This window comes from Ensifer sp. ENS11 (assembly GCF_014851895.1).
GTDB classification, from domain to species: Bacteria; Pseudomonadota; Alphaproteobacteria; order Rhizobiales; family Rhizobiaceae; genus Ensifer; species Ensifer canadensis.
Genome location: NZ_JACVAN010000011.1, coordinates 125,260 through 150,115, shown reverse-complemented (window position 1 = coordinate 150,115; position 24,856 = coordinate 125,260). Strand labels below are relative to the sequence as shown.

General features: G+C 62.8%; 26 protein-coding genes. 13 read left to right on the top strand and 13 right to left on the bottom strand.

The window, feature by feature from the left end; translation table 11 throughout:
• Nucleotides 1-116 precede the first annotated feature (116 nt).
• Both IB264_RS21035 and IB264_RS21030 read left to right on the top strand, forming a co-directional pair.
• The gene (locus IB264_RS21035) at nt 117-1,919 is read left to right on the top strand and encodes an ABC transporter transmembrane domain-containing protein (protein WP_082523471.1); all 1,803 of its coding nucleotides are present in this window, start codon (nt 117-119) and stop codon (nt 1,917-1,919) included.
• A gap of 131 nt (nt 1,920-2,050) precedes the next feature.
• Nucleotides 2,051-3,043, top strand: coding sequence for a tripartite tricarboxylate transporter substrate binding protein (locus IB264_RS21030; RefSeq protein WP_025424775.1), 993 nt, complete (start codon nt 2,051-2,053; stop codon nt 3,041-3,043).
• A gap of 307 nt (nt 3,044-3,350) precedes the next feature.
• On the opposite strand, the gene IB264_RS21025 is transcribed toward IB264_RS21030, so the two are convergent.
• The 6 genes from IB264_RS21025 to IB264_RS21000 form a co-directional block, all read right to left on the bottom strand.
• Nucleotides 3,351-4,997: an FAD-binding dehydrogenase gene (locus tag IB264_RS21025; protein ID WP_057205666.1), complete on the bottom strand. Its 1,647-nt coding sequence runs from the start codon at nt 4,995-4,997 to the stop codon at nt 3,351-3,353.
• 120 nt (nt 4,998-5,117) lie between these two features.
• Complete coding sequence (locus tag IB264_RS21020; protein ID WP_057205664.1) at nt 5,118-6,149, bottom strand: peptidoglycan -binding protein; 1,032 nt, start codon at nt 6,147-6,149, stop codon at nt 5,118-5,120.
• Between the two features lie 3 nt (nt 6,150-6,152).
• Nucleotides 6,153-7,256, bottom strand: coding sequence for a MotA/TolQ/ExbB proton channel family protein (locus IB264_RS21015; RefSeq protein ID WP_025424778.1), 1,104 nt, complete (start codon nt 7,254-7,256; stop codon nt 6,153-6,155).
• A gap of 255 nt (nt 7,257-7,511) precedes the next feature.
• On the bottom strand, nt 7,512-8,312 hold the full coding sequence (locus IB264_RS21010) for an inositol monophosphatase family protein (RefSeq protein WP_057217926.1): 801 nt from the start codon (nt 8,310-8,312) through the stop codon (nt 7,512-7,514).
• A 384-nt stretch (nt 8,313-8,696) separates the two neighbouring features.
• Nucleotides 8,697-9,866 (bottom strand): tetratricopeptide repeat protein, encoded by a 1,170-nt coding sequence (locus tag IB264_RS21005; RefSeq protein WP_057217928.1) that lies wholly within the window; start codon nt 9,864-9,866, stop codon nt 8,697-8,699.
• A gap of 9 nt (nt 9,867-9,875) precedes the next feature.
• A complete protein-coding gene (locus tag IB264_RS21000) occupies nt 9,876-10,529 on the bottom strand; it encodes a thiamine phosphate synthase (protein ID WP_057217986.1) in 654 nt (217 codons plus the stop codon).
• A gap of 102 nt (nt 10,530-10,631) precedes the next feature.
• On the opposite strand from IB264_RS21000, the gene IB264_RS20995 reads away from it, so the two are divergent.
• Both IB264_RS20995 and IB264_RS20990 read left to right on the top strand, forming a co-directional pair.
• Nucleotides 10,632-11,411, top strand: a complete 780-nt coding sequence (locus IB264_RS20995) for a sulfite exporter TauE/SafE family protein (RefSeq protein ID WP_057217929.1) — start codon at nt 10,632-10,634, stop codon at nt 11,409-11,411.
• 97 nt (nt 11,412-11,508) lie between these two features.
• A complete protein-coding gene (locus IB264_RS20990; protein WP_025424783.1) occupies nt 11,509-11,769 on the top strand; it encodes a helix-turn-helix transcriptional regulator in 261 nt (86 codons plus the stop codon).
• A 161-nt stretch (nt 11,770-11,930) separates the two neighbouring features.
• Here the strand turns inward: IB264_RS20990 and IB264_RS20985 are convergent, their stop codons facing one another.
• Nucleotides 11,931-12,104, bottom strand: coding sequence for a YdcH family protein (locus tag IB264_RS20985; RefSeq protein ID WP_082557445.1), 174 nt, complete (start codon nt 12,102-12,104; stop codon nt 11,931-11,933).
• Nucleotides 12,105-12,316: 212 nt separating this feature from the next.
• On the opposite strand from IB264_RS20985, the gene IB264_RS20980 reads away from it, so the two are divergent.
• The 5 genes from IB264_RS20980 (at nt 12,317) to IB264_RS20960 (ending at nt 15,082) form a co-directional block, all read left to right on the top strand.
• The gene (locus IB264_RS20980) at nt 12,317-12,520 is read left to right on the top strand and encodes a YdcH family protein (RefSeq protein WP_025424784.1); all 204 of its coding nucleotides are present in this window, start codon (nt 12,317-12,319) and stop codon (nt 12,518-12,520) included.
• Between the two features lie 53 nt (nt 12,521-12,573).
• Nucleotides 12,574-13,038 carry a 5-(carboxyamino)imidazole ribonucleotide mutase gene (purE, locus tag IB264_RS20975; RefSeq protein WP_038576471.1) on the top strand — a complete coding sequence of 155 codons (465 nt, stop codon included), beginning with the start codon at nt 12,574-12,576 and terminating at the stop codon, nt 13,036-13,038.
• Nucleotides 13,035-14,084: a 5-(carboxyamino)imidazole ribonucleotide synthase gene (locus IB264_RS20970; protein WP_057217931.1), complete on the top strand. Its 1,050-nt coding sequence runs from the start codon at nt 13,035-13,037 to the stop codon at nt 14,082-14,084. Before purE ends, IB264_RS20970 begins: the two co-directional genes overlap by 4 nt.
• 176 nt (nt 14,085-14,260) lie before the next feature.
• Nucleotides 14,261-14,386 carry a type B 50S ribosomal protein L36 gene (gene ykgO, locus IB264_RS20965; protein WP_025424787.1) on the top strand — a complete coding sequence of 42 codons (126 nt, stop codon included), beginning with the start codon at nt 14,261-14,263 and terminating at the stop codon, nt 14,384-14,386.
• An 81-nt stretch (nt 14,387-14,467) separates the two neighbouring features.
• Nucleotides 14,468-15,082 carry a hypothetical protein gene (locus IB264_RS20960; protein WP_025424788.1) on the top strand — a complete coding sequence of 205 codons (615 nt, stop codon included), beginning with the start codon at nt 14,468-14,470 and terminating at the stop codon, nt 15,080-15,082.
• A gap of 251 nt (nt 15,083-15,333) precedes the next feature.
• Here IB264_RS20960 and IB264_RS20955 read toward each other — a convergent pair whose 3' ends face one another.
• A complete protein-coding gene (locus tag IB264_RS20955) occupies nt 15,334-15,480 on the bottom strand; it encodes a hypothetical protein (protein ID WP_171520440.1) in 147 nt (48 codons plus the stop codon).
• Between the two features lie 172 nt (nt 15,481-15,652).
• Here IB264_RS20955 and IB264_RS20950 point away from each other — a divergent pair, with 172 nt between their 5' ends.
• Nucleotides 15,653-16,657 (top strand): alpha/beta fold hydrolase, encoded by a 1,005-nt coding sequence (locus IB264_RS20950; RefSeq protein ID WP_057217932.1) that lies wholly within the window; start codon nt 15,653-15,655, stop codon nt 16,655-16,657.
• 19 nt (nt 16,658-16,676) lie between these two features.
• On the opposite strand, the gene IB264_RS20945 is transcribed toward IB264_RS20950, so the two are convergent.
• The 3 genes from IB264_RS20945 to IB264_RS20935 all read right to left on the bottom strand — a co-directional run bounded on the left by IB264_RS20945 (nt 16,677) and on the right by IB264_RS20935 (nt 19,490).
• The gene (locus IB264_RS20945; protein WP_192434034.1) at nt 16,677-17,324 is read right to left on the bottom strand and encodes a substrate binding domain-containing protein; all 648 of its coding nucleotides are present in this window, start codon (nt 17,322-17,324) and stop codon (nt 16,677-16,679) included.
• A gap of 250 nt (nt 17,325-17,574) precedes the next feature.
• A complete protein-coding gene (gene pyk, locus IB264_RS20940; protein WP_057217934.1) occupies nt 17,575-19,014 on the bottom strand; it encodes a pyruvate kinase in 1,440 nt (479 codons plus the stop codon).
• The gene (locus IB264_RS20935; protein ID WP_025424793.1) at nt 19,014-19,490 is read right to left on the bottom strand and encodes a DUF1036 domain-containing protein; all 477 of its coding nucleotides are present in this window, start codon (nt 19,488-19,490) and stop codon (nt 19,014-19,016) included. The genes pyk and IB264_RS20935 overlap by 1 nt, the downstream gene beginning before the upstream one ends.
• 194 nt (nt 19,491-19,684) lie before the next feature.
• Here IB264_RS20935 and IB264_RS20930 point away from each other — a divergent pair, with 194 nt between their 5' ends.
• The 3 genes from IB264_RS20930 (at nt 19,685) to IB264_RS20920 (ending at nt 21,195) form a co-directional block, all read left to right on the top strand.
• Nucleotides 19,685-20,479 carry an N-formylglutamate amidohydrolase gene (locus tag IB264_RS20930; protein WP_107027705.1) on the top strand — a complete coding sequence of 265 codons (795 nt, stop codon included), beginning with the start codon at nt 19,685-19,687 and terminating at the stop codon, nt 20,477-20,479.
• 19 nt (nt 20,480-20,498) lie between these two features.
• Nucleotides 20,499-20,804, top strand: coding sequence for a DUF1244 domain-containing protein (locus IB264_RS20925; RefSeq protein WP_057217936.1), 306 nt, complete (start codon nt 20,499-20,501; stop codon nt 20,802-20,804).
• Nucleotides 20,805-20,928: 124 nt separating this feature from the next.
• A complete protein-coding gene (locus tag IB264_RS20920; protein ID WP_025424796.1) occupies nt 20,929-21,195 on the top strand; it encodes a DUF2312 domain-containing protein in 267 nt (88 codons plus the stop codon).
• 80 nt (nt 21,196-21,275) lie between these two features.
• On the opposite strand, the gene IB264_RS20915 is transcribed toward IB264_RS20920, so the two are convergent.
• Together IB264_RS20915 and IB264_RS20910 are read right to left on the bottom strand one after the other, a co-directional pair.
• Complete coding sequence (locus IB264_RS20915; protein WP_057205658.1) at nt 21,276-23,147, bottom strand: DUF882 domain-containing protein; 1,872 nt, start codon at nt 23,145-23,147, stop codon at nt 21,276-21,278.
• Nucleotides 23,148-23,327: 180 nt separating this feature from the next.
• Nucleotides 23,328-24,809 (bottom strand): sigma-54 dependent transcriptional regulator, encoded by a 1,482-nt coding sequence (locus IB264_RS20910; protein WP_234907910.1) that lies wholly within the window; start codon nt 24,807-24,809, stop codon nt 23,328-23,330.
• Nucleotides 24,810-24,856: the final 47 nt, after the last annotated feature.

Below are 24,856 nucleotides of genomic sequence, written 5' to 3'. Positions count from 1 at the left end.
CCACGGCTTCCCAATTCGATGCCGTGCCTATACATCAAGGTCCGCGGGATAACAAGTGCCGCGCGGAAGACTCATGGGCAAACCCGCCCCCTCCGTGATTGGCGAACGGGGGTCATGTGTCCGAACGAGCAAACCAGTCACCAGCGCGTAAATCCATTCGCCCTCTCGCCACGCTGCTGCCCTACCTCAAGCGCTACCGCCATCTGGTCATCGGCGCCGGGATTTCGCTCGTTATCGCTGCGGTGACGACCCTGACGCTGCCGCTCGCCGTCAGGCGCATGGTCGACAACGGCTTCTCCAATTCCGACAGCGGCTTCATCAATACCTATTTCTCGATGCTGATGATGCTCGCCATCATCCTGGCTTTGGCCAGTGCGGCCCGCTACTATTTCGTCATCACCCTTGGCGAGCGCATTGTCGCGGATCTCCGGCGCAACGTCTTCCAGCACGTCACCCGCCTTTCCGCGTCGTTCTTCGACGTGAACCAGTCGGGCGAGATCGTCTCGCGGCTGACCGCCGATACCACGCAGCTGAAGTCCGCCGTCGGCGCGACGGCATCGGTAGCACTTCGCAACCTGATCCTGTGTCTCGGCGCCATCGGCATGATGGTCTATACCAGCCCGAAGCTGTCGAGCCTGGTGCTGGCGGCAATCCCGGTGATCGTGTTTCCGCTGGTCGGCTTCGGCCGCTCCGTCCGCCGCCGCTCGCGCGAGGCACAGGACACCCTGGCGATGGCATCGGCCTATGCCGGCGAGGCGATCGCCGCCTCGCGCACGGTTCAGGCCTTCAACAGCGAGGACATCGCCAACAACCGCTTCGGCAACGCCGTCGAAGATGCCTTCGGCGCGGCACGCGCGGCCATCAAGGCCCGCTCGGTGCTGACAGCCTTCGCCATCACCATGGTGTTTGGCAGCGTTGTCGCCGTCCTGTGGTTCGGCGCGCGCGACGTGCTGGCGGACAATCTCTCGGCCGGAACCCTCAGCCAGTTCCTGCTTTATTCGGTCTTCGCCGCCGGTAGCCTCGGATCGCTATCGGAGGTCTGGGGCGAGCTCTCGCAGGCAGCCGGTGCCGCCGAGCGGTTGAACGAGCTCTTGACCGAAGTCCCGGAAATCGAGGCGCCCGAAACCCCCGTCGCCATGCCGGCGCCGGCGCTCGGCGCCATCAGCTTCGACGAAGTCTATTTCGCCTATCCCGCGCGCCCTGATTACAAGAGCCTGAACGGCCTGAGCTTTGCGATCAAACCGGGTGAAACCGTCGCCATTGTCGGCCCATCCGGCGCGGGCAAGAGCACCGTCTTTTCGATGCTGCTGCGGTTCTACGATCCGGCAAAGGGTGCCATCACGGTCGATGGCGTCGATATCCGCACCGTGGACCCGAAGGATCTGCGCGACCGCCTGGCGATCGTGCCGCAGGACGTCACCATCTTCGCCTCCTCCGTCCACGACAACATTGCCTTCGGCCTGCCGGGTGCAAGCCGTGAGGCGGTGCGCGCCGCTGCCGTCGCCGCCCAGGCCGACGAATTCATCGGCCGGATGGAGAAGGGCTACGACACGCTTGTCGGCGAGCGTGGCATCACGCTCTCGGGCGGCCAGCGCCAGCGCATCGCCATTGCCCGCGCCATCCTGCGCAACGCGCCGATCCTTTTGCTCGACGAGGCGACCTCGGCGCTCGACGCCGAAAGCGAGACACTGGTGCAGAAGGCACTCGAAGGCTTGCTGCATGAACGCACGACTGTTGTCATCGCCCACCGGCTCGCAACCGTCTTGAAGGCCGACCGCATCCTCGTGATGGAACACGGCCGGATCGTCGAAGAGGGAACCCATGCCTCGCTGATCCGGCAGGACGGGCTCTATGCCAAGCTGGCCCGTTTGCAGTTCAACCACGGCGCCGAGGAGCTGTTCCTGAACCCGGGGAAGTAAGACGACCACTACCATAGTCGCATGCCGGCATGTCCGGCATGCCATTGCAGCTGGAAAGCCGGACCCTATTCTATAGGTGCCGGCTTTTTTCGGCCGCCACGACCGATGTGGATTGTTCAGGGAGGAACCTAATGACATTTTCGAAGTTGACCCGCCGGGCGGCGCTTGCCCTCGGCTTCACCGCACTCACCGTTCTCGGCTCCGGCATCCAGGCGAATGCCCAGGACTTTCCGGATCGCGCAATCACCCTTGTCGTTCCCTTTGCCGCCGGCGGCTCGACCGACGTGGTCGCGCGGATCGTGGCGCAGAAGATGTCGGAGGATCTCGGCCAGCAGGTCATCGTCCAGAATGTCGCCGGCGCCGGTGGCAACCTCGGTGCCGACAATGTCGCGCGCGCCGACCCGGACGGCTATACGATCCTCATGGGCACGGTGGCGACGCACGCCCTCAACCCGCTGATCCTCAAGACCAAGCCCTATGACCCGGAAAAGGACTTCGCTCCGATCTCGCTTCTGGTCGTCGTTCCGAACGTGCTGGTGGTCAATCCGGAGCTGCCGGCCAAGACCGTCGAGGAGCTTCTGGCACTGCTCAAGGCCAAGCCCGATGAATATGCCTACGCTTCTTCCGGCAATGGCACGCCGCTGCACCTCTCCGGCGAGCTCTTCAAGAAGATGGCCGGCGTCAACATGCAGCATATCCCCTACAAGGGCGCCGGACCGGCGCTCAACGACGTCATCGGCAACCAGGTGCCGATCATGTTCGACAACCTGCCGTCCTCCTCCAGCCACATCAAGGCCGGCACCTTGCGGGCGCTTGCGGTAACGACCGCCGAACGCGCGCCATCCTTCCCCGACGTTCCGACGGTCGCGGAGGCAGGCATTCCGGGCTACGAAACCTATACCTGGAACGCGCTGTTTGCACCGGCCAACACGCCCGAGCCGGTTGTCGCCCGCCTGAACGAAGCCGCCAACAAAGCGCTTGCGGACCCGGCCGTGGTCGAGCGGATGAAGGAATTCAGCGCAACCATCGTCGGCTCTACGCCGCAGGAGCTTGCCGCGCATGTGAAGGCCGAGCTCGCAAAATGGACGCCTGTCGTTCGCGACGCCAACATCCAGATGGATTGATCAGAGTTACTTGACCCCATCTGCCGGATCGGCCCCTATCCGGCTGCCGCCGCCTTCTCCCCGCCTGCGGGGAGAAGGGATATGTGGCACGCGCTCGCCGATCTCGAGCGTCTCCGTCTTAGGCGGGGCCATCAAAACGCTCATGTATTTCGCATTCCCTGGCCGAAACCGCTTCGCACTTTTCCGGGAAGCTCTGGCCATAACAAGCGCTGGGCCGACTGCAGCATGCGTCCCCTCTCCCCGCTTGCGGGGAGAGGGCTAGGGTGAGGGGCCCGACACGCGGACAACGATAGCCGATTCAGCCCGCTTAGACCGCACCCGCATGCCTCCCGGCGACACGGCCGGAATAGATGCAGCCGCCGAGAAACGTGCCTTCCAGCGCGTTGTAGCCATGCATGCCGCCGCCGCCGAAGCCTGCGACTTCACCTGCAGCGTAAAGGCCCGGCACCGGTTCGCCCGACTGCTCCAGCACCTGGCCGGCCAGGTTGGTCTGCAGGCCGCCGAGCGTCTTGCGCGTCAGGATATGCAGCCTGACGGCAATCAGCGGCCCGGCCTTGGGGTCGAGCAGGCGGTGCGGTTTGGCGGTACGCAGCAGCCGGTCACCGCGGTAGGACCGTGCCCCGCGGATCGCCGTCACCTGCGCATCCTTCGAGAAGGGATTGGTGATCTCGCGGTCGCGCGCCTCGATCTGCTCGCGCAGGTGATCGACCGACAGCCGGTTCTCAGCCGTCAGCGCATTCATCGCCGGCACGAGATCGTCGAGCCGATCGCGAACGATGAAATCCTCTCCCCTGTCCATGAAAGCCTGCACCGGTCCGGGCGGGTTCTTGCCCAGCCGCTTGAGCAGGAGAGAGATGCTTTTGCCGGTCAGATCAGGGTTCTGTTCGGAACCGGATAGGGCAAATTCCTTCTTGATGATCGCCCGCGTCAGGATGAACCAGCTGTAGTCATGGCCGCTTTCGCGGATGGCCTGCAAGGTGCCGAGCGTATCGAAGCCGGGCATCGCTGGCGCTGAAAAGCGATTGCCGTCAGCATCGCACCAGAAGGACGACGGACCGGGCAGGATGCGGATGCCGTGATCCGGCCAGATCGGATCGAAATTCTTCAGGCCTTCGGTGTAGTGCCACATGCGATCGGAATTGATGACCGAGCCGCGGGCGCGGCCGGCAATCTCCAGCATGCGGCCATCGACATGATGCGGCACGCCGCAGACCATCGTCGCCGGCGGCTGGCCCAGCCGCTTGCGTGGCCAGTTGCGCCGTACCAGCTCATGGTTGCCGCCGATGCCGCCCGATGTCACGATCACCGCGCCCGCCGAAATCTCGAAATCGCCGGCGACATCACGCGAGCTGCGCTGGCCGCGGCCGACCGGATCGGCCTTGAGCACCGAACCGCGCGCGCCGGTGACCGCCCCATCCGTCGTCACCAGTTCGTCGACGCGGTGGCGGAAGCGAAAACGCACGAGGCCGCGGCTTTCCGCCTCGCGCGTCAGCCGCACGAACGGCTCGATAACAGCCGGGCCGGTGCCCCAGGTGACGTGGAAGCGCGGAACAGAATTGCCATGCCCATGCGCAAGGCCGCCACCGCGCTCGGCCCAGCCGACGACGGGGAACCAGCGCATGCCGAGCGAATGCAGCCAGCTGCGCTTCTCGCCGGCAGCGAAATCGAGATAGGCATCGGCCCACAATCGCGGCCAGTGGTCCTCGGGACGATCGAATTGCGACGAGCCCATCCAGTCCTGGCGGGCGAGCTGGCGACTGTCCTTGATACCCATGCGCCGCTGCTCGGGACTGTCGACGAAAAAGAGACCGCCTAGCGACCAGAAGGCCTGACCGCCGAGGTTCTGCTCCCCCTCCTGATCGAGAACGATCACCTTGCGGCCAAGCGCTGCTGCCTCAGACGCGGCCACAAGACCGGCAAGCCCAGCACCGACGACCAGTACATCGCAATCCATTAACGGCGCCCTCCCCTGCATCCGCCAAGATGCAAGCTTCCCCCTGCATGTTGTGGATGCAAGTGTTACGCGCACGTCAAGGTCAATTCAAGGGCGTCGGACCGAGGGCTATCCTTGAGCCTATTTCTCGGTCAGCTTCAGCTCGATACGACGGTTCTGCGACCGCGCTTCGACGCTCTCGCCCTCGGCGATCGGCTGATACTCGCCGAAACCGGCGGCGACCAGCCTGTCGGCCGGCACGCCCTTGGAGATCAGGAACTTGACGACGGATGTGGCACGGGCGGACGAAAGCTCCCAGTTGTCGGCAAAACGGCCGGTGCCTGAAAGCTGTACATTGTCCGTGTGCCCGTCGACGCGCAGCACCCAGTTGATCTCCGCCGGAATTTCCTTGGCAAGGTCGAGCAGCGCCGAGGCGAGCTTGGCCATTTCAGTCTGGCCCTCAGGATTGAGTTCGTTGCCGCCGGAGGGGAAAAGCACTTCCGACTGGAAGACGAAGCGGTCGCCGACGATGCGGATGTTTTCGCGATCGGACAGGATTTCGCGCAGCCGTCCGAAGAAATCGGAACGATAGCGGTTTAGTTCCTGCACCCGCTGCGCCAGCGCGACATTCAGCCGGCGACCGAGATCGGCGATCTTCGTCTGCGAAGACTGGTCCTTGGCTTCCGACGCCTGCAATGCCTCTTCGATCGCCGCGATCTGGCTGCGCAGCGCCGCGATCTGCTGGTTGAGAAGCTCGATCTGGCTCATGGCACGGGCGCTGGTCTGGCGTTCGGCGTCAAGCTCGGCACCGACACGCCCAAGCTTCTCGTTGGCGGCATCCGTGCTGCCGGCGCCCTGGTCGAGCAAGGCTTTCAGGCGAGAACGCTCGCCTTCCGACTGGGAGAGGGAGGCCTGGAGATTGGCGAGTGAATCCTCCAGATCCTGCTTGCCGCTCTTTTCGAGCGCGAGCAGCTGTGTCAGCTCGTTGATCTGGCTGTTCAGCCGGGTCAGAACCTCGTCCTTGCCGCTGATTTCGCGGCTGAGCAGGAACTGCGCCAGCACGAAGACGCTGAGCAGGAACATGATCGACAGGAGCAGGGTCGACAATGCGTCGACGAAACCGGGCCAATAGTCGATCGTGCGCTGTGAACGGCCTTTTCGGGCAAGCGCCATGGATCATTCCCCTCCGGTATCGTCCGCATGGCTGAGCTTGGCCTGCGATCCGGACTTCTCGCTGTTCACTGAAATGCGCTCGGAGTGGCCGATGCGCGTCGTGAGCTTGTCCAGCGTCTTGCGCATCGCCTTCGCCTCTTCCTGCTGCGCCTCGATCCAGTCGCGCAGCATCTGCTGCTCGCCGCGCATGTTCTTGACCAGACCCTGAATACCTTCAGCCAGGCTCGCCATTGCCGCCGTCGTGCGCTGGTTGGAACCGCCTTCATGGTTGAGGCGGACGAGCTGGTCCGTCAGGCGCTTCAGCTCCTCGACCGGCGCGCCGGTCGACAGGTCGCCGGCAATCGAGAGTTCCGATCCGACATCGGTGACGGAGGAGAGCCAGTTTTCAAGCTCGGTATAGAAACGGTTCTGAGCCCGACCCGCCTGCAGATCGAGAAAGCCGAGGATCAGCGAGCCGGAAAGGCCGAAGAGCGACGTCGAGAACGCCGTTCCCATGCCGGTCAGCGGCGCCGACAGGCCGTTCTTGAGAGCGCCCAGCACGTCCTCGGTGCTGCCGGAACCGGCATCCAGCGACTGGATGACGGTGTTGATGGAGCCGATCGTGCCGAGCAGACCCCAGAAGGTGCCGAGCAGGCCGAGGAAGACGAGCAGACCGGTCAGATACCGCGTCGTGTCGCGCGATTCATCCAGCCGTGTTGCAATCGAATCCAGGATCGACCGCAGCGCCGTCGTCGAGATCGCCGTCTGGCGGCCACCGATCAGCGCGCGCATCGGCGACAGCAGGACCGGATCCCGCCCGACCTTGTCGGCGCTGCCGGCGGCGCGGAAAGAATTGAACCAGCGCACCTCTGGACGAAGCCCGAGCACATGGTTGAACGCCAGCAGGATGCCGATCAGCAGCACCCCGAGGATCAGGCCGTTCAGGCCGGGATTGGCGAGGAAGGCATTGTGTGCCTGCCGAAAGAGGATCGCGCCGACGAAACCGACGATGATCAGGAAAATCACCATGGTCCAGAAAAAATGCATGGGGCTCGAAAGCTTATGCGGATTGTAGTCTGCTTCCACCCCTTCCCGACCGTCCCACCCGGACAGATGCAGTTTCGTCATGGGTATACCATTCTCCCGGTTGCATTTGGCGGAACGGTGCCGCGACGCGTCGGAGCCTACTGCATAATTCCTCAAATCGGAATCGATTTAAGAGAAAGTTATGCAGCAAGTTAACGCGCTGCAGCATCCATCGCGCGTCCTGTTTAACGTGTGGCGCTGTAGTGGAGCTTTGCGCCGAATTGAAGGAAAAAACAAAAAGCCTCCGACACATGGAGCGCCGGAGGCTTGGCAAGCAGGAAACGGACGGGCCGTCGATTATTTCGACGGGATCGGACGGTGAACGACGTCGCGCAGCGCCTTGGTGATGTATTCGTTGCCGCAAACGATCGAACCCTCGTCGACCGGCTTGGCTCCGCCATCGATATCCGTCGACCAGCCACCGGCTTCGCGGATCAGAAGCACACCGGCCGCAATGTCCCAGGCGGCCAAGTCGCGCTCCCAGTAGCCGTCGAAACGGCCGGCTGCAACATAGGCGAGATCGAGTGCCGCCGAGCCCATGCGGCGGATGCCGGCGACTTCGCCCATCACGTGGCGCAGTTCGATCAGGTATTTGCCGTGATTGCCACGACCGAGATGCGGCGTGCCGGTGGCGATCACTGCATCCGATAAGGCCTTGCGCGCAGCGACGCGCAGGCGACGGTCATTGAGGAAGGCGCCGCCACCACGCTCGGCGGTATACAGTTCGTCGGTTGCCGGGTTGAACACGACAGCGCCGACGATCTCGCCCTGGCGCTCTAGCGCAATCGAGACAGCAAAATGCGGAATGCCGTGCAGAAAGTTGGTGGTGCCGTCGAGCGGATCGACGATCCAGCGATGGGCGCCATCGGTGCCGATGATCTCCTCGCCTTCCTCGCCGAGGAAGCCATAGGTCGGACGCGCCTTCAGCAGTTCTTCGCGGATGAGCTTTTCGGCCTTGCGGTCGGCCTGGGACACGTAGTCGCCCGGTCCCTTGAGCGAGACCTGCAGGTTCTGGACTTCACCGAAATCGCGCGCCAGCGACTTGCCGGCCTTGAAGGCGGCCTGGACCATGACATTGAGGAGAGCTGAACGGGCCATCTGGCGATCCTTGTGAAGCGAAGGCCGATCGAGCCTTCTCGATCGGACATTGAACCTGTGTGACGGAACACGGGGATAGCACCTGCCGATCGGGCAATGCCTGTCATCGAGTCCCATCGTCAAAAAACCGAGTGAAGATCACTCCGCCCGGGGCGTGCCGGAAAACCATGGCGCCAGGGGCAAAAACCGGGGCTTCAAGACCACAAAAATCCCGGAAGTTCAAGAGAAATAGCGCCTGGCTCGGCCGAACAGCCGAGATTCAGGCGCCTACAGCGGCGCGCGTCTTATTAGACGCGCAAAGGTCGCTGTAGCACTTTGATTTTTGCTGCATGTTTTTATCCTTAAATCGAATAGGATTTAAGGATACATGCAGTGGAATGCCGGTCAGCTCGAGCGGAACTTGTTGGCTGCGCTGAGTGCCGCCTTCTGCTGCTGCTCGTTGAGACCGAGGTAGAAGTCTTCCAGCGCATCGTCCTTGAGGCCGGCCCGGCGCGACAGCACATACCACTTCGCCGCCTCGACCGGATTGGGCCGGGTGCCGATGGCGTTGACATAGAGATGCGACAGCCGGTTCTGCGCCACGACATTGCCGCCTTCCGCCGCCCGCTTCATCCAGCCGAAACCGTCCTCCAGGTTGCGATCGCCGGCAATGCCTTCGATCATCCAGATGGCGATATCAAGCTGCGCCGTATCGTAGCCGGCATGGGCCGCCCGAAGCAGCCATTCCCTGGCCCGCGCCCGCTTGCCTTCGTCAATGCCATCGACGTTGAGATAGATCTGCGACAGCGCATATTGCGCGTCGGCGATCCCCTGCTCGGCCGATTTTTCGTAGTAGGGCATAGCGGCCTTCAGACCCTTCGGTCCGGGGCTGTCGGCCACGAGCGTCTGGCCATAGTTGAACTGGGCCGACCCATTGCCGAGATCGGCCGCCTTCTTCATCAGTTCTTCGGACTTCTTGCGGTCGCGCTTGACGTAGCGCCCCTCCATCAGGATCAGCGCGTATTTGAACATGGCGGCCGGGTCGCCGTTTTCAGCCGCCTGTCCGTACCAGAACGCCGCCTGCTTGGCATTGCGCACCACGCCGAGGCCCTGCTGCAGGATTTCGGCAACAAGCGTTTGCGCGGCAGGATCGCCGAGCTGCGCGCGCGGAAGTGCGAGATCCATCGCCGTCAGATAATAGCCGCGCTGGAAAGCGCCGTAGGCGTCGTCGACCTTGCCGGCGAATGGCTTTTCCGCAGGTAGTGCCGGCAGTTCGGCGCCCATGCGGTCAAAGACATTGACGCCCTGCGAAGGCACCGTGCCATCACCAGCCTTCTTCTTGTCCGCCGGATGAGCCGGCTTGGCCCCAGGCTTGCCAGTGCCTTCTTCAGGCAGCGCCGCGCCATTGAAGGGGGTGATGCGGCCGCGCTTTGCAGCGCCACTATCATCGGCGTTGACGCCCAGCTCCGGCACTGGAGCCGGCTTTTCCTGCGCGCGCACCGGCGTCGCCACGGCAGCGGTGGCGGCAAGGAGGGCAACGCCCCAACTGAGCTTTGACGACAGGCGGTTCAACATCGACACGTCTTAAGCTTCAAACCGTGGCGCTTTTTCGTCAAGAAGCGCGTTGACGGCGGCGACCACCGACGGCGCCTGCTCGGGCTCGCCGAAGACGGCCAGGCGAAGCGCCACGAATTCGGCGCCGGTCTCGGCCGCCGCCAATGCGGACTGCGGATCCGTGCCACCCATGACGATGCAGGGGATCTCGATCATCGAGGCCCACCATTCGGCGAGCGCCAGGTTCTTCGGATGCGCATCCGGCTTGATGTCGCCATCCGTCTTGCCGAAGAACACGTAGTCCGGACGCACTTCGCCGATTTGAAGCGCGTGATGGCGATCGGCCGCATTGCCGCCGCCGACGATAAGCTTCGGCGTGTGCTTCTCGACCGCCTCGCCAAGTGCTTCGGCATTGCCGGAAATATGCAGGCCATCGGCCCTGGCGCGTCCGGCGACCCGGGAATCGCCCTCGATCAGCGCAGCGGCTCCAGCCTCCTGGATGATCGGCACGAGGCGCTCGGCGTGTTTCTGGAACTCGGCGTCATCGAGGCCATATTGCGGCACGATCACCGAAGCGACGTCGCCGCCCTTCAAGGCGTCGGCAAGCACCTTGGCGCGATCCGCCGGATCAGCGATATCCGGCGCAATCAGCACCAGGCGGCAGCGTTCTATTGTGTTGCTCATGACATCCATTTCTAGCTGTGCCCGCATGTCGGCGGAAACCAGCGCTCGATTTCGTTTGGGAAAACCGATAGACGGAGACGTCAAAAGGATCAACCGCCACCGATGCTTCCCGACCTGGACTTCTATCTCATCGCCATCCCGGCGGTTCTTCTCGTTGGCCTCAGCAAGGGCGGCATGGGCGAGGCCCTTTCGTTGATGGGCGTGCCGATCCTGTCGATGGCCGTCTCGCCGGTTCAGGCGGCCGCGCTGCTTTTACCGATCCTGATCGCGATGGACCTCGTCTCGCTCTGGATGTGGCGCAAGCACGGCGATCGCAAAACCCTGTTCATGCTCCTGCCCGGCGCCATCGCCGGCATTCTCATCGGCTGGGCGACGTCGGCCTATGTCTCGCGCGACTATCTGCGCCTGATCATCGGCCTCATCACCGTGCTGTTCGTCCTGCGCTATGTCTACAATGTCTGGCGCATGCGCAACGGAATAACGATCACGCCCAAGCAGCAGCGGGCTGGTCCCGCAACACTCTGGGGCTCGTTTGCCGGCTATGGCAGCTTTGTCGCCCACGCCGGCGGCCCGCCTTTTCAGATCTACGCCCTGCCGCTTCAGCTCGATCCGCGCGAATACACCGGCACCATCGTGCGCTTCTTCGCCATCCTCAATGCCGTCAAGCTCATTCCCTATTTCGCGCTTGGCCAGCTCGACATGAGCAATCTCAAGATCTCCGCGACGCTGTTTCCGCTGGCGATCGTTGCCACCGTCTGCGGTGCCTTCATCGTTCGCCGCATGAAGCCGCAGATCTTCTATCCGTTCATGTATAGCATGGCTTTCATCGCCGGGCTGAAGCTGCTGTGGGACAGCCTCAACAGCCTGCTGGCCGGCGCCTGACTGCATTCAAGCGATCGATCATATTGCAAAGCAAAACGAAAATGCCGCAGCGCACAAATTTCTTGCCGCCCGCGGTGATTTCGCTTAACGTCCGGTCATGACCATTGCGGACCCTTTCGATGCCATCGCGGATCCCAACCGGCGTTACCTGCTGGAGGAACTGCGGCGCGCGCCGAAAACGGTCAACGAACTGGCCGAAGGATTGCCGATCAGCCGGCCCGCGGTATCACAGCACCTGAAGGCCCTGCTCGACTGCAATCTGGTTTCGGTTTCGGCCAACGGTACGCGGCGGATATATGCGATCAACCGCCCTGGCTTCGACAGGCTCAACCTATGGTTGGATCAATTCTGGGCCTGACAGCCGGACGGAAGCGTAACCGCGGCCTGACACAAATCGACCGGGTCTCAAACCCGGTCGAGCGATCCGTATCTTCCGTTGAGGGGATTGGTTGTGAACCTTGTTGCGTCGTCTCCGCGGAGAGGACACCTCCCGTTGTTACTGGGAAATACCGTTTATAATCAGTGAGTCGAGGAGCGAATCCTTTCGATTTCGTCCCTGATGCGCAGCTTCCTTCGCTTGATGTCGCTGATCATTTCGTCCTCGATGGACGGCTGGTTCATTGCTGCATGGAGCTCCTGCTCCAGTGCGCCATGTTTTTTCTCAAGCGTTGCAAGATGAGCCTCAATGGTCATTGGCAGTCCCTTCCTTTTGCTTGCATCCGGCAGGTAAATGCCGGATGTTCCATGGTTGTAACCTTACTACTGTGCCATGCCATTTTTCATTTGTCGAAGGCGAAATGATGACGACGGATAACTTCCCGTTACCGCCCAAGATGTGATAGAGCGGCGCATGAAATTCCGGTTCGAGGAGGACTTCGCAACCGGGCTGATGGGGATCGCTTTGCATGCCGGACCAGGACCAGGCCGAACTCAGATTGACCGCCGCGCGGCTGAGGCAGGAACATGAAGATTATGATGCTGCGATCAACGCCATGATTCAGACCGGCTGCGATGCGCTGAGAATTCAGCGCATGAAGAAGAAGAAGCTGGTCATCAAGGACAAAATCACCAAGCTCGAAGACCAGATCATCCCCGACATCATCGCCTGAAGCGGAACTTTAAAGACGTGCTCGACACCACGACCCCACCCGTCGCCATCATCATGGGAAGCCAGTCCGACTGGGAGACGATGAAGAACGCCGCCGATACGCTCGACGCGCTCGACATTGCCTATGAGGCTCGCATCGTTTCTGCACACCGCACACCTGATCGGCTGGTAAGCTTCGCCAAGGGCGCGCGCGACGAAGGCTTCAAGGTCATCATCGCCGGTGCCGGCGGTGCCGCCCATCTGCCGGGCATGTGCGCCTCGATGACGCCGTTGCCGGTGTTCGGCGTGCCGGTGCAGTCGAAGGCACTGTCCGGGCAGGACAGCCTGCTGTCGATCGTCCAGATGCCGGCCGGCATTCCCGTCGGAACACTGGCGATCGGACGCGCCGGCGCGGTCAACGCGGCACTACTCGCCGCAGCCGTACTGGCGCTCAGCGACAACGACCTTGCCGACCGTCTCGACGACTGGCGCGAACAGCAGACCGTCGCCGTCGCCGAGTATCCGGTGGACGACGCATGACAACCATTGGCATCATTGGCGGCGGCCAGCTCGGCCGCATGCTGGCCATGTCTGCTGCACGGCTGAACTTCCGCACCATCATCCTCGAGCCGCAGTCCGACTGTCCGGCAGCGCAGCTGGCAAACGAACAGATCGTTGCCGCCTATGACGATGAGCGCGCGCTCGATGCGCTGGCGGCCGCCTGCGACATCGTCACCTACGAATTCGAGAATGTGCCGGTTGCGGCCGCCGAGAGGCTCGCCCGTGCCCGACCTGTCTTCCCGCCGCCGAAGGCACTGGAAGCCGCCCAGGACCGCCTGGTCGAAAAACGCTTCCTCAACGACAGCGGCATCGTCACCGCCCGTTTCCATGCCGTCGACAGCCAGGCCGATCTTGAAGCAGCACTTGCCGATTTCGGCGGTTCCGGCGTCCTGAAGACCCGCCGCCTCGGCTATGACGGCAAGGGCCAACGCGTGTTCCGCTCCGGGCAGGACAACCCGCAAGGCGCCTTCGCGGCGCTCGGCTCCGTGCCGCTGATCCTCGAAAGCTTCGTGCCGTTCGAACGGGAAATCTCCATCATTGCTGCCCGCTCGGTTGATGGCGCCGTCGCCTGCTTCGATCCGGCAGAGAACGTTCACCGCAACGGCATTCTGCATACCTCCACCGTACCCGCCGCCATTGGCCCTGCCACCGCCGAGACCGCGCGCACTGCGGCCAAGGCGATCCTCGATGCGCTCGGCTATGTCGGCGTCATCGGCGTGGAGTTCTTCGTGCTTGCCGACGGTAGCCTCGTCGCCAATGAAATGGCGCCGCGCGTGCATAATTCCGGCCACTGGACGGAGGCGGCCTGCATCGTCTCGCAATTCGAGCAGCACATTCGCGCCGTGGCCGGCCTGCCGCTCGGCAATCCCGTTCGCCACTCCGACTGCGTGATGCAGAACCTGATCGGCGACGACATCGACGATGTGCCGGCCTGGCTTGCCAAGGATAACGTTTTCGTCCATCTCTACGGCAAGACGGAAGCGCGACCGGGCCGCAAGATGGGTCACCTCACCCGCTTGACGTGAGCCTCAAAGCCACAGAAATGCGGGGCAAGGCGCCAAAATCCGGTGTCTTGCGGTTGACACAACAGGGGTGACACGGTATTTGCCATCCCACCTTATGGAGCGCGCTGAATGGCGCGCTTTTGATTGTTAGAAATACCGGGCGAATTTTGTTTCCCCGAAACCTGCGGATCAGGAAAATGAAGATCAAGAATTCGCTCAAGTCGCTGAAGACCCGCCATCGCGAAAACCGTCTGGTTCGTCGCAAGGGCCGTATCTACATCATCAATAAGCAGAACCCGCGCTTCAAGGCACGTCAGGGCTGAGGCCCAGACTGGTTTCTGTTTGGCGTCTCGCTTCGGCGATGTCCCAAAATTGATTTTGATCTTATTCCGTGGCGAGCTAACATGCTCGCCATGCGAGTTTTTGTACCCTTGATTCTGGCGTGTTCCGCCCTTCTCGCCGCCTCAGTTGGAGCCGGCACCCTGACTTTCGCCGCAGAGACGGCACCGGAAACCGAGGCCGCCAGCCTCACCACCCCAAAGCAACGCCTCGACGCCCTGTTCTCCGACCTCAAGAAGGAACGGGACGCCGACAAGGCGCGCGAACTCGCCAACCAGATCCGCCTGGAATGGCAGGATTCCGGCAGCGCGACGGTCAACCTGCTGATGCAGTGGGCCGACAAGTCCATCACCGACAATAAGCCGGCGGCAGCCCTCGATATCCTCGACCAGGTGATCACGCTGGCCCCGAGCTACGTCGAAGGCTGGAACCGCCGCGCGACCCTGCACTACACGATGGGCAACTATCGCAAGTCGATGTCGGACATCAATCATGTCCTGTCGCTCGAGCCTCGGCATTTCGGCGCGCTCGCCGGCATGGCCGCAATCCTCGGCTCCGCCGGCAAGGACGAGCTGGCGCTCAGGGCCTGGGAGCAGTTCCTGGCAATCTATCCAGCCGATCGCAAGGCACAGGAGCAACTGGGCGAGCTGACCGAAAAGCTCGCGGGCAGCAAGACGTAAACCGGCCGGATGCCGAAGCAAGCGCAGGCCCCGCGATGACGCCTCCCACGGAACTGGCCGCTATCCGCAACCTTGCCACGGCAGCGCGCCAGTTCATGGAGCCGATCTGGCTGGAATGGCATAGCGCCTGGAACGGCGATGCGCCGGTCACGCCCTCTCAATGGACATGCGGGCGCACAAGTCTGTTTCTGTCGCGTGCCCTGGCGGCTGAAGGTTTCGAGGCTTCATGGGCAAGCGGCACGCCCCGCCTGTCATCTTCCGGGCCGGAATTGGGCGATTTCGGCTTCCTTGGCGACGCCGGCTGGCAAAGCCACGCCCGGGTCGAGTGCGGCAACGTCATCGTCGATATTACGGCCGACCAGTTCGGCGCTCCGCCCGTGCACATCGTCGATCGACACGATCGCCGCTACGGCAAGGGCGACCGCGTCACTGCATTGCCTGAGTTCATTCTGACCCGTCAGCGCGCGCTGAACGAAATCTGGCCACGATGGCTCTGCAATAGCAGAAGACCATTGACCCTATCCCTGGGATGTTCGTGTACACTGCCGAGTAAGAGGAGCCGCCGAGACAATGGTTCTAGCCGTCGTGTTGATCGTTGCCCTCACCCTCGCAGGTATTGCCTACAGCCTGCGTAGCGCACAAAACATCAGCGCGCGGTTCCCGAACACAGGCGAACTGATCGACGTCGGCGGCTTCCGCATGAACAGCGTCCACCTGCAGGCGACAGCCGGGGCCGACCTAGCTCCTCTCGTCTTCATCCACGGTGCGAGCGGCAACCTGCTCGATCAGATGCATGCCTTTGCTCCTGTCTTCGAAGGCCGCGCAGAGATGCTTTTCGTCGACCGGCCGGGCCACGGATACTCCGAGCGCGGCGGGCGGGCGAATGATCGCCCCGATGGCCAGGCGGATGCGATTGCAAAGCTGATGGAGAAGAGAAGCATAACCCGGGCGATCATCGTCGGCCATTCCTTCGGTGGCGCGATCGCCGCGAGCTTCGCTCTTCGCCATCCGGCGAAGACGGCGGGCCTCATCCTGCTGGCGCCCGCGACCCATCCCTGGCCGGGCGGCATCGACTGGTACTATCGGCTAACGGCCCTGCCCTATGTCGGCTGGCTGTTCGCGCATACGGTTGCCGCACCGGTCGGACTGAGACGCATCGAAAGCGGCACGCGTTCGGTCTTCCATCCCAATCCGCGGCCTGCCGACTATATCGACAAGACCGCGCCGCACCTCGTGCTGCGGCCGCTGGCCTTCCGCAACAACGCCGTCGATGTCGCAAATCTGCATGCCTATGTCACCGAGGTCGCGCCGCGATATCAGGAGATCGCCGCACCAACGATCATCGTCAGCGGCGACAGCGACGACATCGTGCTGGCCGATATTCACTCGCGCAGCCTGGCGCGCGACATTGCCGGATCGGAACTGCTGTGGATCGGCAACCTCGGCCACAAGCCCGATTATGTCGTCACCGACGTGATTGTCGCCGCAGTGGAGAAACTGGTGGGCAAACCCGGCGATCTCCGCGCAGCGGTGAAGCTCGCCGAAGAGAGGCTCACCGACGGCAAGGCGCATTGATAGGAGCGGAAGTTTTATCTCAACCGACCTGAGCCGTCGGCCTTCCCAGCGTCTCGACGAGATAATCGATGAACACGCGAACCTTGGGCGAAAGGTGACGTCGGCTGAGGTAGACGGCATAGAGGTTGAACGCGCTCATATGCCAGCTTTCCAGCAAGGGGACCAACCGACCGGAGGCGATATCGTCTCCGACGATGAAGTCCGGCTGTACGATGACCCCGCCGCCGACGAGTGCCAGCGCGCGCAGCAGATCGCCATTGGTGGCATGCACGACCGGATGAATCCGAACCTGCGTCTCGCGCCCCTCGACATCGGAAAACATCCAGCTATCCCCGAGCGAGAGATAGGAATAGCTAAACGTTTCATGGCCGCCGAGATCGGACGGTTGCTGCGGCGTGCCGCGGCGCGCGAGGTAATCTGGCGAAGCACAAACGATCATCCGCACCGGTGCGATTTCACGCGCGATAAGGCTGGCGCTGGGCGCGCGGGCAATACGCAAGGCGACATCGACACCGGAGTGGGCGAGATCGACGAGCATGTCGGTCAAATCGATGTCGAGACGCAGGCCGGGATGCTTCGCCCGGAAGCCCGGCAAGACGCGGGCGAGCGGCCCGATCCCATAGGAGAGCGGCGCGCTGATGCGCAGCAGCCCGGTGGGCACGGTCACGTGTTCGCCCACCAGCGCCTCGGCCTCGCTGATGTCGGCGAGTATCTGCCGGGCACGTTCGTAGAAGAGTTGGCCCGGCTCTGTGAACAGGTCACTGGACCAAGGAAGGCGTGATGGATGAGGAATACCTCTTTTGGGACACTCAGGGCTTCATGAAGCAGATCGGCCTGGCCCAATAGAAAGACAGAGGCCACGGGAGCAGGTTCACTGCTCCCATGGCCTCCTGGCATTCTGAAACGAGCGGCGAGCCTCAGATACCGCTCAGGCCGTCCGAGCCGATATAGGCGATGCGCAGCATGTTGGTGGCGCCGGGGGTGCCGAGCGGCACACCGGCCGAGATGATGACCCGTTCGCCGGGCTTGCCGAAACCCTCATGAGCAACGATGCGGCAGGCACGGTTGACCATGTCGTCGAGATCGGTCGCATCCTCGGTGACGACGCAATGCAGGCCCCAGACGACCGAAAGCCGGCGAGCCGTCTGGACGATCGGCGACAGCGCGATGATCGGAACCTGCGGGCGCTCGCGCGCGGCGCGAAGGCCCGTTGTGCCGGACGAGGTGTAGCAGACGATTGCAGACAACCGCAGCGTCTCGGCGATCTGGTGGGCGGCCAGCGAAATCGCGTCGGCACCGGTCGCCTCGGGCGGCGTGCGCTGCGCGTAGATGATGCTGGAATAGTGCGGGTCGCGCTCGACGCTGCTGGCGATCGACGCCATGGTCGAGACGGCTTCCACCGGATACTCGCCGGAGGCGGATTCAGCCGACAGCATGATGGCGTCGGCGCCTTCGAAGACGGCAGTCGCCACGTCGGAGACTTCAGCGCGCGTCGGCACCGGCGCGGAGATCATCGATTCCAGCATCTGCGTGGCCACGACCACCGGTTTGCCGGCGCGGCGACAGGCGCGCGTCAGCTGCTTCTGCAGGCCAGGCACAGATTCGAGCGGCATTTCGACGCCAAGGTCGCCGCGTGCAACCATCAGCGCGTCGGAGAGCTCGATGATCTCGTCGATGCGCTCGAGCGCCTGCGGCTTCTCGATCTTGGACATCAGACCGACGCGGCCGCGGGCGATCTTGCGAACCTCGGCCAGGTCCTCGGGACGCTGGACGAAGGACAGCGCCACCCAGTCGAACTCTCCGGTTGCCAGAATCGCATCGAGGTCCGAGCGGTCCTTGTCGGTCAGGACGCCGACGGCCAGCAGCGTGTCGGGCAGGCTGACGCCCTTGCGGTCGGAAATCTTCGTGCCGGCAACAACCGTTGTGACGATGCTCTTGCCGTCGGTCTTTTCGGCGCGCAGGTGCAATTTGCCGTCATCGATCAGCAGGCGATGGCCAGGCTTGACCGCTTCGAGGATTTCCGGATGGGGCAGAAACACACGGGTGCTGTCGCCAGGCTCGTCCTTGTTGTCGAGGGTAAAGGTCTGACCGACCTTGAGGTCGACCTTGCCTTCGGCAAACTTGCCGACGCGCAGCTTCGGACCCTGCAGGTCGCCGAGAATGCCGATCGGGCGGCCACAGCGCGCTTCGACCGCGCGGATGCGCTGCACCAGCGTGCGCATCACTTCGTGGCTTGCGTGGCTCATGTTGATACGGAACAGATCAGCCCCCGCCTCGTGCAGCTTCTGGATCATCTGCTCGTCGGCAGACGCCGGTCCGAGCGTGGCGAGGATTTTGACTTTTCTGTTCCGCTTCATCAATTCTGGCTTTCCTGCGTGCCGGGCGTATCGGAGAGCTGAACCATCCAGCTTCCTTGTCGCCCCGTGTCATATTCCTTGAATCCCATCCGCTGGAAGCCGCGGGCAAAGCAGTCCTGCACGCCCGAAACCTTGAATTCGTTTTCGGCGACGCACATGTTGACGTCGCCGGTCCAACGGCCACCCCGGGCCGCGTCTTCAGCGTAGAGATAATAGTATCGCGATTCGAGCTCGCCCTCGATCAGGGTCGCACAGGTGGTCGCGGGAACCTGCCACCACCCCTCGGTTACCCAGCCTTCCTTGGCGCGGTAACCGATCGCCACGCCGACCAGATTTTGCGTGCCATTGCAGACGCGAAAATCGGCGCGAGCCTCACCGGCAAATAGAAATGAGCCTGAAATAGCCAGGGAAAACAGGAGGATCCCCCCCAATGTCGACAGCCCCGGCTTCGCTTTGGAAAATGGATATCTGGACACGGTTTCCGATGGAACTCCGTTTTGATTTGCGTGGCCTTTCTTGCGACGACCAGCCCGGAAAGTCAACGTAACTCTAATCGATTACATCGGGCTAATTAGGTGTCGATTGCGCAAAACAGTTGCGTTTTTCTTGTGAATGTCGCCGACGCGTGCAATCAAAAGCATACCCCCCCCCAAAAGCAGACTGGAACGGCATGCAGCACTATTCGCCCTATGAGATTATCGAAGCCAACCCCACAACCGGCCTCGTACTACTCGCCGACCACGCCATGAACCGCCTGCCGGAAGAATATGGCAGCCTCGGCCTGTCGGCAGCCGCGTTTCAACGTCACATCGCCTATGACATCGGCGTCGAACATCTCGTCCGCCGGCTCTCGGCCGCACTCGACGCACCGGCAGTTCTAGGGTGCTTCTCGCGACTTTTGATCGACCCCAATCGCGGCGAGGACGATCCGACCCTGATCATGAAGATTTCCGACGGCGCGATCATTCCGGGAAACCACCCGATCAGCGAGGAGGAATGGGACAACCGGCTGAACCGTTTCCATCGGCCCTATCACCGCGCAGTCGCCGAGACACTGGAGCGCAGTGCCGTGGCCACGGGCAGCGCCCCGCTGGTCATCTCCATCCATTCCTTTACGCCCGCCTGGAAGGGTGCCGTCCGTCCGTGGCACGCGGCCGTGCTCTGGGACAACGACCCGCGCGCGGTGCTGCCGCTGATCGAAAAGCTCGAAGCATCGGGCGATATCGTCGTCGGCAACAACGAGCCCTATGACGGGGCGCTGCGCGGGGATACGATGTTCCGGCACTGCATGGCACCGGGCATTCCCCATGCCCTGATCGAGGTTCGACAGGATCTGATCGCAGACGAGGCGGGCGTCGCCGCATGGGCCGATCGGCTCGCCCCGATCCTTGCTGATCTCAATACCCGGCCCGACCTGCATCGCTATGAGCAGCACCCGTCGCGCACCGGCGCCTACGACATTTGAGACCAGGAAAGACAAGATCATGACCGAGCTCACCCCGGACCAGCAGACCGCCTTCGAGGCCGCCGCCTTCCGGCGTCTGGTCGCGCACTTGCGCGAGCGCAGCGACGTGCAGAACATCGACCTGATGAACCTTGCCGGCTTCTGCCGCAACTGCCTGTCCAACTGGTATCGGGACGCGGCCAACGAGGCCGGCATGACACTCGACAAGGAGCAATCCCGCGAGATCGTCTACGGCATGCCCTATGAGGAATGGCGGGCGCTGCATCAGAGGGAAGCCTCGAGCGAGCAGAAAGCCGCCTTCGAAACCAACCGCCCCAAGGAATAAACCTCTGCGCCGGGCCACCGCCACGGAAATGCCAGCGTTGTTGCGCAATGGCCCTTGACCTTGGCCGCCGTTCGCGGCACGTCACGGCACCCAAGAATTTCATTCCCCGCAAAAGGAGAAGACCATGTCAGATGCACACGGCGTCGCACGCGACCAACTCCGCGCTTTCATCGAACGGATCGAGCGCCTGGAAGAAGAAAAGAAGACCATCGCCGACGACATCAAGGACGTCTACGGCGAAGCCAAGTCCACCGGCTTCGATGCCAAGATCCTGCGGAAGGTCATCTCCATTCGCAAGCAGGACGCCGATGAGCGCATGGAACAGGAAGCGATCCTCGACACCTACCTGCAGGCGCTCGGCATGATCCCGGCCGCGGCTGAAGAAGAATAATTTCTCCTGCCATAGACAGCAAAAAGCCCGCCGGTATCACCGGCGGGCTTTTTTTGTGTTGAGTCTTATTTGCTCGAAACTCAGTTGGTGCTGAACTTCTTCACTTCCATGAAGTTGACGGCGTTGCCGCTGAAGCGGGCCGTATCGACCGTTGTTCCGGCCGTGCTGTTGAAGCCCGCAGCATAAACAGTCGTCGGGGCCGTGCGCAGCGTCTTGCTGACGAAGCGCGGTGCCTTCACGGGCTTGGAAAGCGTCGCGACGCGGCCGGCAGAAAGGGCCCATTCGGAGATGATCTTCTGCGTCAGCTTCGGCTCGGTGCGAACCGACGAACGGGTCGCGGCGTCGGCATCATGCTTCTTCGGACGACCACCTTTTGCCGGGGCTTCGGCCTGGGTGTCGAAGGCGCCATCAAAGGCATTGGCGCGGCCATTCGTCGAGGCCTGCGGCGCATAGGCGGCCATTTCGACTGGCTGGGCGACTGGCTCGCGCTCTGCCTGTGTCGGCGCGGCAAGCGCGACGCGTGTCGATGCCTGAGCCGTGGTGTCACGCGGCGGCTCGGCCGAAGCCAGAACCGGGCGCTCTGCAAAGGCAGGCACGGCAACCTTGGCATCCGCGACAGCGGCAAGAGCCGCATCACCCGCCGGGCGCATGGCCGGAACCGGCACGAAGCCAAGCGCCTGCATGTCCGTTGCCAGCGGATCGACCGATGCCACAAGCGTCTCGCCGGCAGCAGCGTTCACGCCACCCCGATCGAGCATCTGCGGGACCGGCACCTTGACCGAGGTCAGATCCGCAAATTCGCTCGGCATTTCCGGCGTCTGCGGCAGGGCGGCAGCAAGCGCGTCCTGGGCCGCGTTCTTCTGCGGCGCGACCAGGGCCACGGCTACGCCGCCATTTTCAGGCGCATCCTTGAAGGCCGGACGAACGGCCGGAACCGGAGCATTGATGTTCTGATCGGCTGTGGTGGTCTCGGCTGTGGTGGTCTCGGCTGCGACCGAACCGGCAACACCCGGAAGTGCTTCCTGGGCGGCAGGAGCCGACGCCGTCTGGACCTTTGCCGGAGCGGCTTCTTCATCGCCGGGGCCGGCCGCGATTGCCGAGGGTTCTTCATCCTCGTCGCCGCCACCGCCAAAGAGCATGGCGAACAGGTTACCGCGGCGCTTGCCGCCCTCGGCATCGCCCGCACCCTTGGCACCACCACCGGCAACTTCGATCGCCGAGGCGCCGACGCGACGCTTGTAGTCGGCAACAGCCTGGTTATAGCCCGGTAGCGGCTTGCCGTCGGACGGAACGTGCATGGTCTTGCCGTCGGGGAAGAGACGGGCCAGTTCGTTGCGGGTCATGCGCGGCCAGGCGCGAACGCCGCCGACATCCATGTGAACGAACGGAGAGCCTGAGGTCGGGTAGTAGCCGACGCCACCGACCTGGAATTTCATGCCGATTTCGCGCACCGTCTTCAGCTTCACGTCGGGAATGTAGAAGTCCATCGCCTTGCCGAGCATGTGCTGGCTCTTCTTGGCAACGCCCTTGGAACGCGAACGCAGCATGCCGTTGGTGGCCGGCGAACGATAGGCCGAAACGACGTGGATATAATCGCGCGAGCCACTCTTGGTGTAGACTTCCCACACGAGGTCGAGCAGGCGCGGATCCATCTTGGTCGGCTCGTTGCGACGCCAGTCGCGCAGGAACCGGTTGATCTGCTGCAGGCCCTTCGGGTCATAGCGGCCGTTGCGCTTGAAGGTGATCTGCGCCTTTTCCTGCGTGTGGATGAAATAGAGCTTGAGCGTACGCGTCTGGCCGGCGGCCTCGACGGGAGGTGCCATGCCAGGCGTAACCAGAGACACCGCAAGGGCGATGGATGTCAGAACCTGCGGCACCTTACGGGTCATCGCCGAGCAGAGTCTGCTAGCTAAGGAGCCGAGAGGCTTCTTAAAACTGAACAAATTTGGCATTCAATCCCCGTCCGACGGACAACCGTGCTTCGCTGTCTCAGATGACTGTCAAATAAGGTGACAGGATGGCATATATGCCACAGTCGTCACCGCCCCTTATAATATAGTGAACACTTCACTAACAAGGTCTAAACGGCGGTGACGGAATCGCACGGCTAGTGAGGCGTGAATGCGTCGATTTTATGCCGCCTCGCGCAAGGGATTGTCCGGATCTATGCCGTAATCCTTGAGTTTGCGGTAGAGCGTCGACCGGCCAATGCCGAGTTTGCGCGCCACCTGGCTCATCTGGCCCCGATAGAATTTCAGCGCAAAACGAATCAGTTCCTCCTCGACTTCGGCGAGTTTGCGCACGTCTCCGCCCTCGTCGACGCTGGCAATTGCGTTCTCCATACGGCCATCATGCGTGGCATCGGCCTCCATCGATTTCGCCGTGCTGGCAAAATCGGGATAGACGCTTGCGGCCGGATCGGCAGCGGCGGTGCGCTCGGGGCCGGCATCGCCCCAGGAGAAACCGCTGCGGTCGGAAACGACGTAGCCGGGGATCTGCGTGGCGATCTGCGGGAAGTCCTTGACCGTCAGCTCGTTGCCGTCGGCCAGAACGACCGCACGAAAGATCGCGTTCTCCAGCTGGCGGATGTTGCCCGGCCAGTCATAGGCGGTGAGCAGCGCCATCGCACCGCTCGAAACGGTGAGCGGCGTGCTGAGCCTCTGCTCGGACGCAAACCGGTCGACGAACGAGCGCACCAGGACCGGGACGTCCTCCTTGCGCCGGCGCAGCGCCGGAATGGTGATCGGGAAGACGTTGAGGCGGTAATAGAGATCCTCGCGGAACCGGCCTTCGCGCACCTCGTTGATGAGGTCCTTGTTGGTGGCCGAGATCAATCGCACGTTGACCCGATGCGGATGGCGCGCGCCGATCGTCTCGATCTCGCCCTGCTGGACCGCACGCAGCAGCTTCACCTGCACTTCGAGCGGCAGGTCGCCGATCTCGTCGAGGAACAGGGTGCCGCCGTCGGCGTCGACGAACTTGCCGCTGTGCTTTTCGGTGGCACCGGTAAAGGCGCCCTTCTCGTGGCCGAAGAGAATGCTCTCGACCAGATTGTGCGGGATGGCGCCACAGTTGACGGTGATGAACGGCTTGCCCGAACGGTCGCTGGCCGACTGGATCGCCCGCGCCACCATTTCCTTGCCGACGCCGGATTCACCCTCGAGCACGATCGGAATGTTGGACTGCGCAGCCCGGCGAGCGAGATCGATCACCCGGATCATCGCCGGGCTGGCCGAAACGACGTCATCGAAACCGACGGCACCGCCGCGCGGGCGGCGCGAGGTTTTGACCTTGCCGTCGCGGCTCGCCATCTTCAGCGCGTTGCCGAGCGCCACCGACAGCCGCTCCGGAGAAACCGGCTTGACCAGGAAGTCGAAGGCACCGGCCTGCATCGCATGGACGACGGTTTCGATACCGCCCTGCCCCGTCTGCACGATGACGGGCGTATCGACGCCCCGTTCCGCCAGCGCATCGAGAAAGCCGTGGCCGTTCATTTCGGGCATCAGCAGATCGAGAAGGATGACGTTGATGATGCCGCCCTTGCGCTCGAGCAGCTCCAGGCCACTGCGGCCATTGTCGGCGAGATGCGCGACATGACCGAGACGCTCGATCATGTTCGTCAGCAACCGGCGCTGCACCGGATCGTCATCGATGACAAGAA

Coding starts and splice junctions, on each gene's coding strand:
- IB264_RS20960 (WP_025424788.1), top strand. CDS start 14,468: ATGCTCGCCATGCGAGTTTTTGTACCCTTGATTCTGGCGTGTTCCGCC.
- pyk (WP_057217934.1), bottom strand. CDS start 19,014: ATGAAGCGGAACAGAAAAGTCAAAATCCTCGCCACGCTCGGACCGGCG.
- IB264_RS20930 (WP_107027705.1), top strand. CDS start 19,685: ATGCAGCACTATTCGCCCTATGAGATTATCGAAGCCAACCCCACAACC.
- IB264_RS20950 (WP_057217932.1), top strand. CDS start 15,653: ATGGTTCTAGCCGTCGTGTTGATCGTTGCCCTCACCCTCGCAGGTATT.
- IB264_RS21030 (WP_025424775.1), top strand. CDS start 2,051: ATGACATTTTCGAAGTTGACCCGCCGGGCGGCGCTTGCCCTCGGCTTC.
- IB264_RS20980 (WP_025424784.1), top strand. CDS start 12,317: ATGCCGGACCAGGACCAGGCCGAACTCAGATTGACCGCCGCGCGGCTG.
- IB264_RS20970 (WP_057217931.1), top strand. CDS start 13,035: ATGACAACCATTGGCATCATTGGCGGCGGCCAGCTCGGCCGCATGCTG.
- IB264_RS21005 (WP_057217928.1), bottom strand. CDS start 9,866: ATGTTGAACCGCCTGTCGTCAAAGCTCAGTTGGGGCGTTGCCCTCCTT.
- IB264_RS20915 (WP_057205658.1), bottom strand. CDS start 23,147: ATGCCAAATTTGTTCAGTTTTAAGAAGCCTCTCGGCTCCTTAGCTAGC.
- IB264_RS21010 (WP_057217926.1), bottom strand. CDS start 8,312: ATGGCCCGTTCAGCTCTCCTCAATGTCATGGTCCAGGCCGCCTTCAAG.
- IB264_RS20920 (WP_025424796.1), top strand. CDS start 20,929: ATGTCAGATGCACACGGCGTCGCACGCGACCAACTCCGCGCTTTCATC.
- IB264_RS21025 (WP_057205666.1), bottom strand. CDS start 4,997: ATGGATTGCGATGTACTGGTCGTCGGTGCTGGGCTTGCCGGTCTTGTG.
- IB264_RS20925 (WP_057217936.1), top strand. CDS start 20,499: ATGACCGAGCTCACCCCGGACCAGCAGACCGCCTTCGAGGCCGCCGCC.
- IB264_RS21015 (WP_025424778.1), bottom strand. CDS start 7,256: ATGACGAAACTGCATCTGTCCGGGTGGGACGGTCGGGAAGGGGTGGAA.
- IB264_RS20995 (WP_057217929.1), top strand. CDS start 10,632: ATGCTTCCCGACCTGGACTTCTATCTCATCGCCATCCCGGCGGTTCTT.
- ykgO (WP_025424787.1), top strand. CDS start 14,261: ATGAAGATCAAGAATTCGCTCAAGTCGCTGAAGACCCGCCATCGCGAA.
- IB264_RS20985 (WP_082557445.1), bottom strand. CDS start 12,104: ATGACCATTGAGGCTCATCTTGCAACGCTTGAGAAAAAACATGGCGCA.
- IB264_RS20910 (WP_234907910.1), bottom strand. CDS start 24,809: ATGATCGAGCGTCTCGGTCATGTCGCGCATCTCGCCGACAATGGCCGC.
- IB264_RS21000 (WP_057217986.1), bottom strand. CDS start 10,529: ATGAGCAACACAATAGAACGCTGCCGCCTGGTGCTGATTGCGCCGGAT.
- IB264_RS20990 (WP_025424783.1), top strand. CDS start 11,509: ATGACCATTGCGGACCCTTTCGATGCCATCGCGGATCCCAACCGGCGT.
- IB264_RS21020 (WP_057205664.1), bottom strand. CDS start 6,149: ATGGCGCTTGCCCGAAAAGGCCGTTCACAGCGCACGATCGACTATTGG.
- purE (WP_038576471.1), top strand. CDS start 12,574: ATGGGAAGCCAGTCCGACTGGGAGACGATGAAGAACGCCGCCGATACG.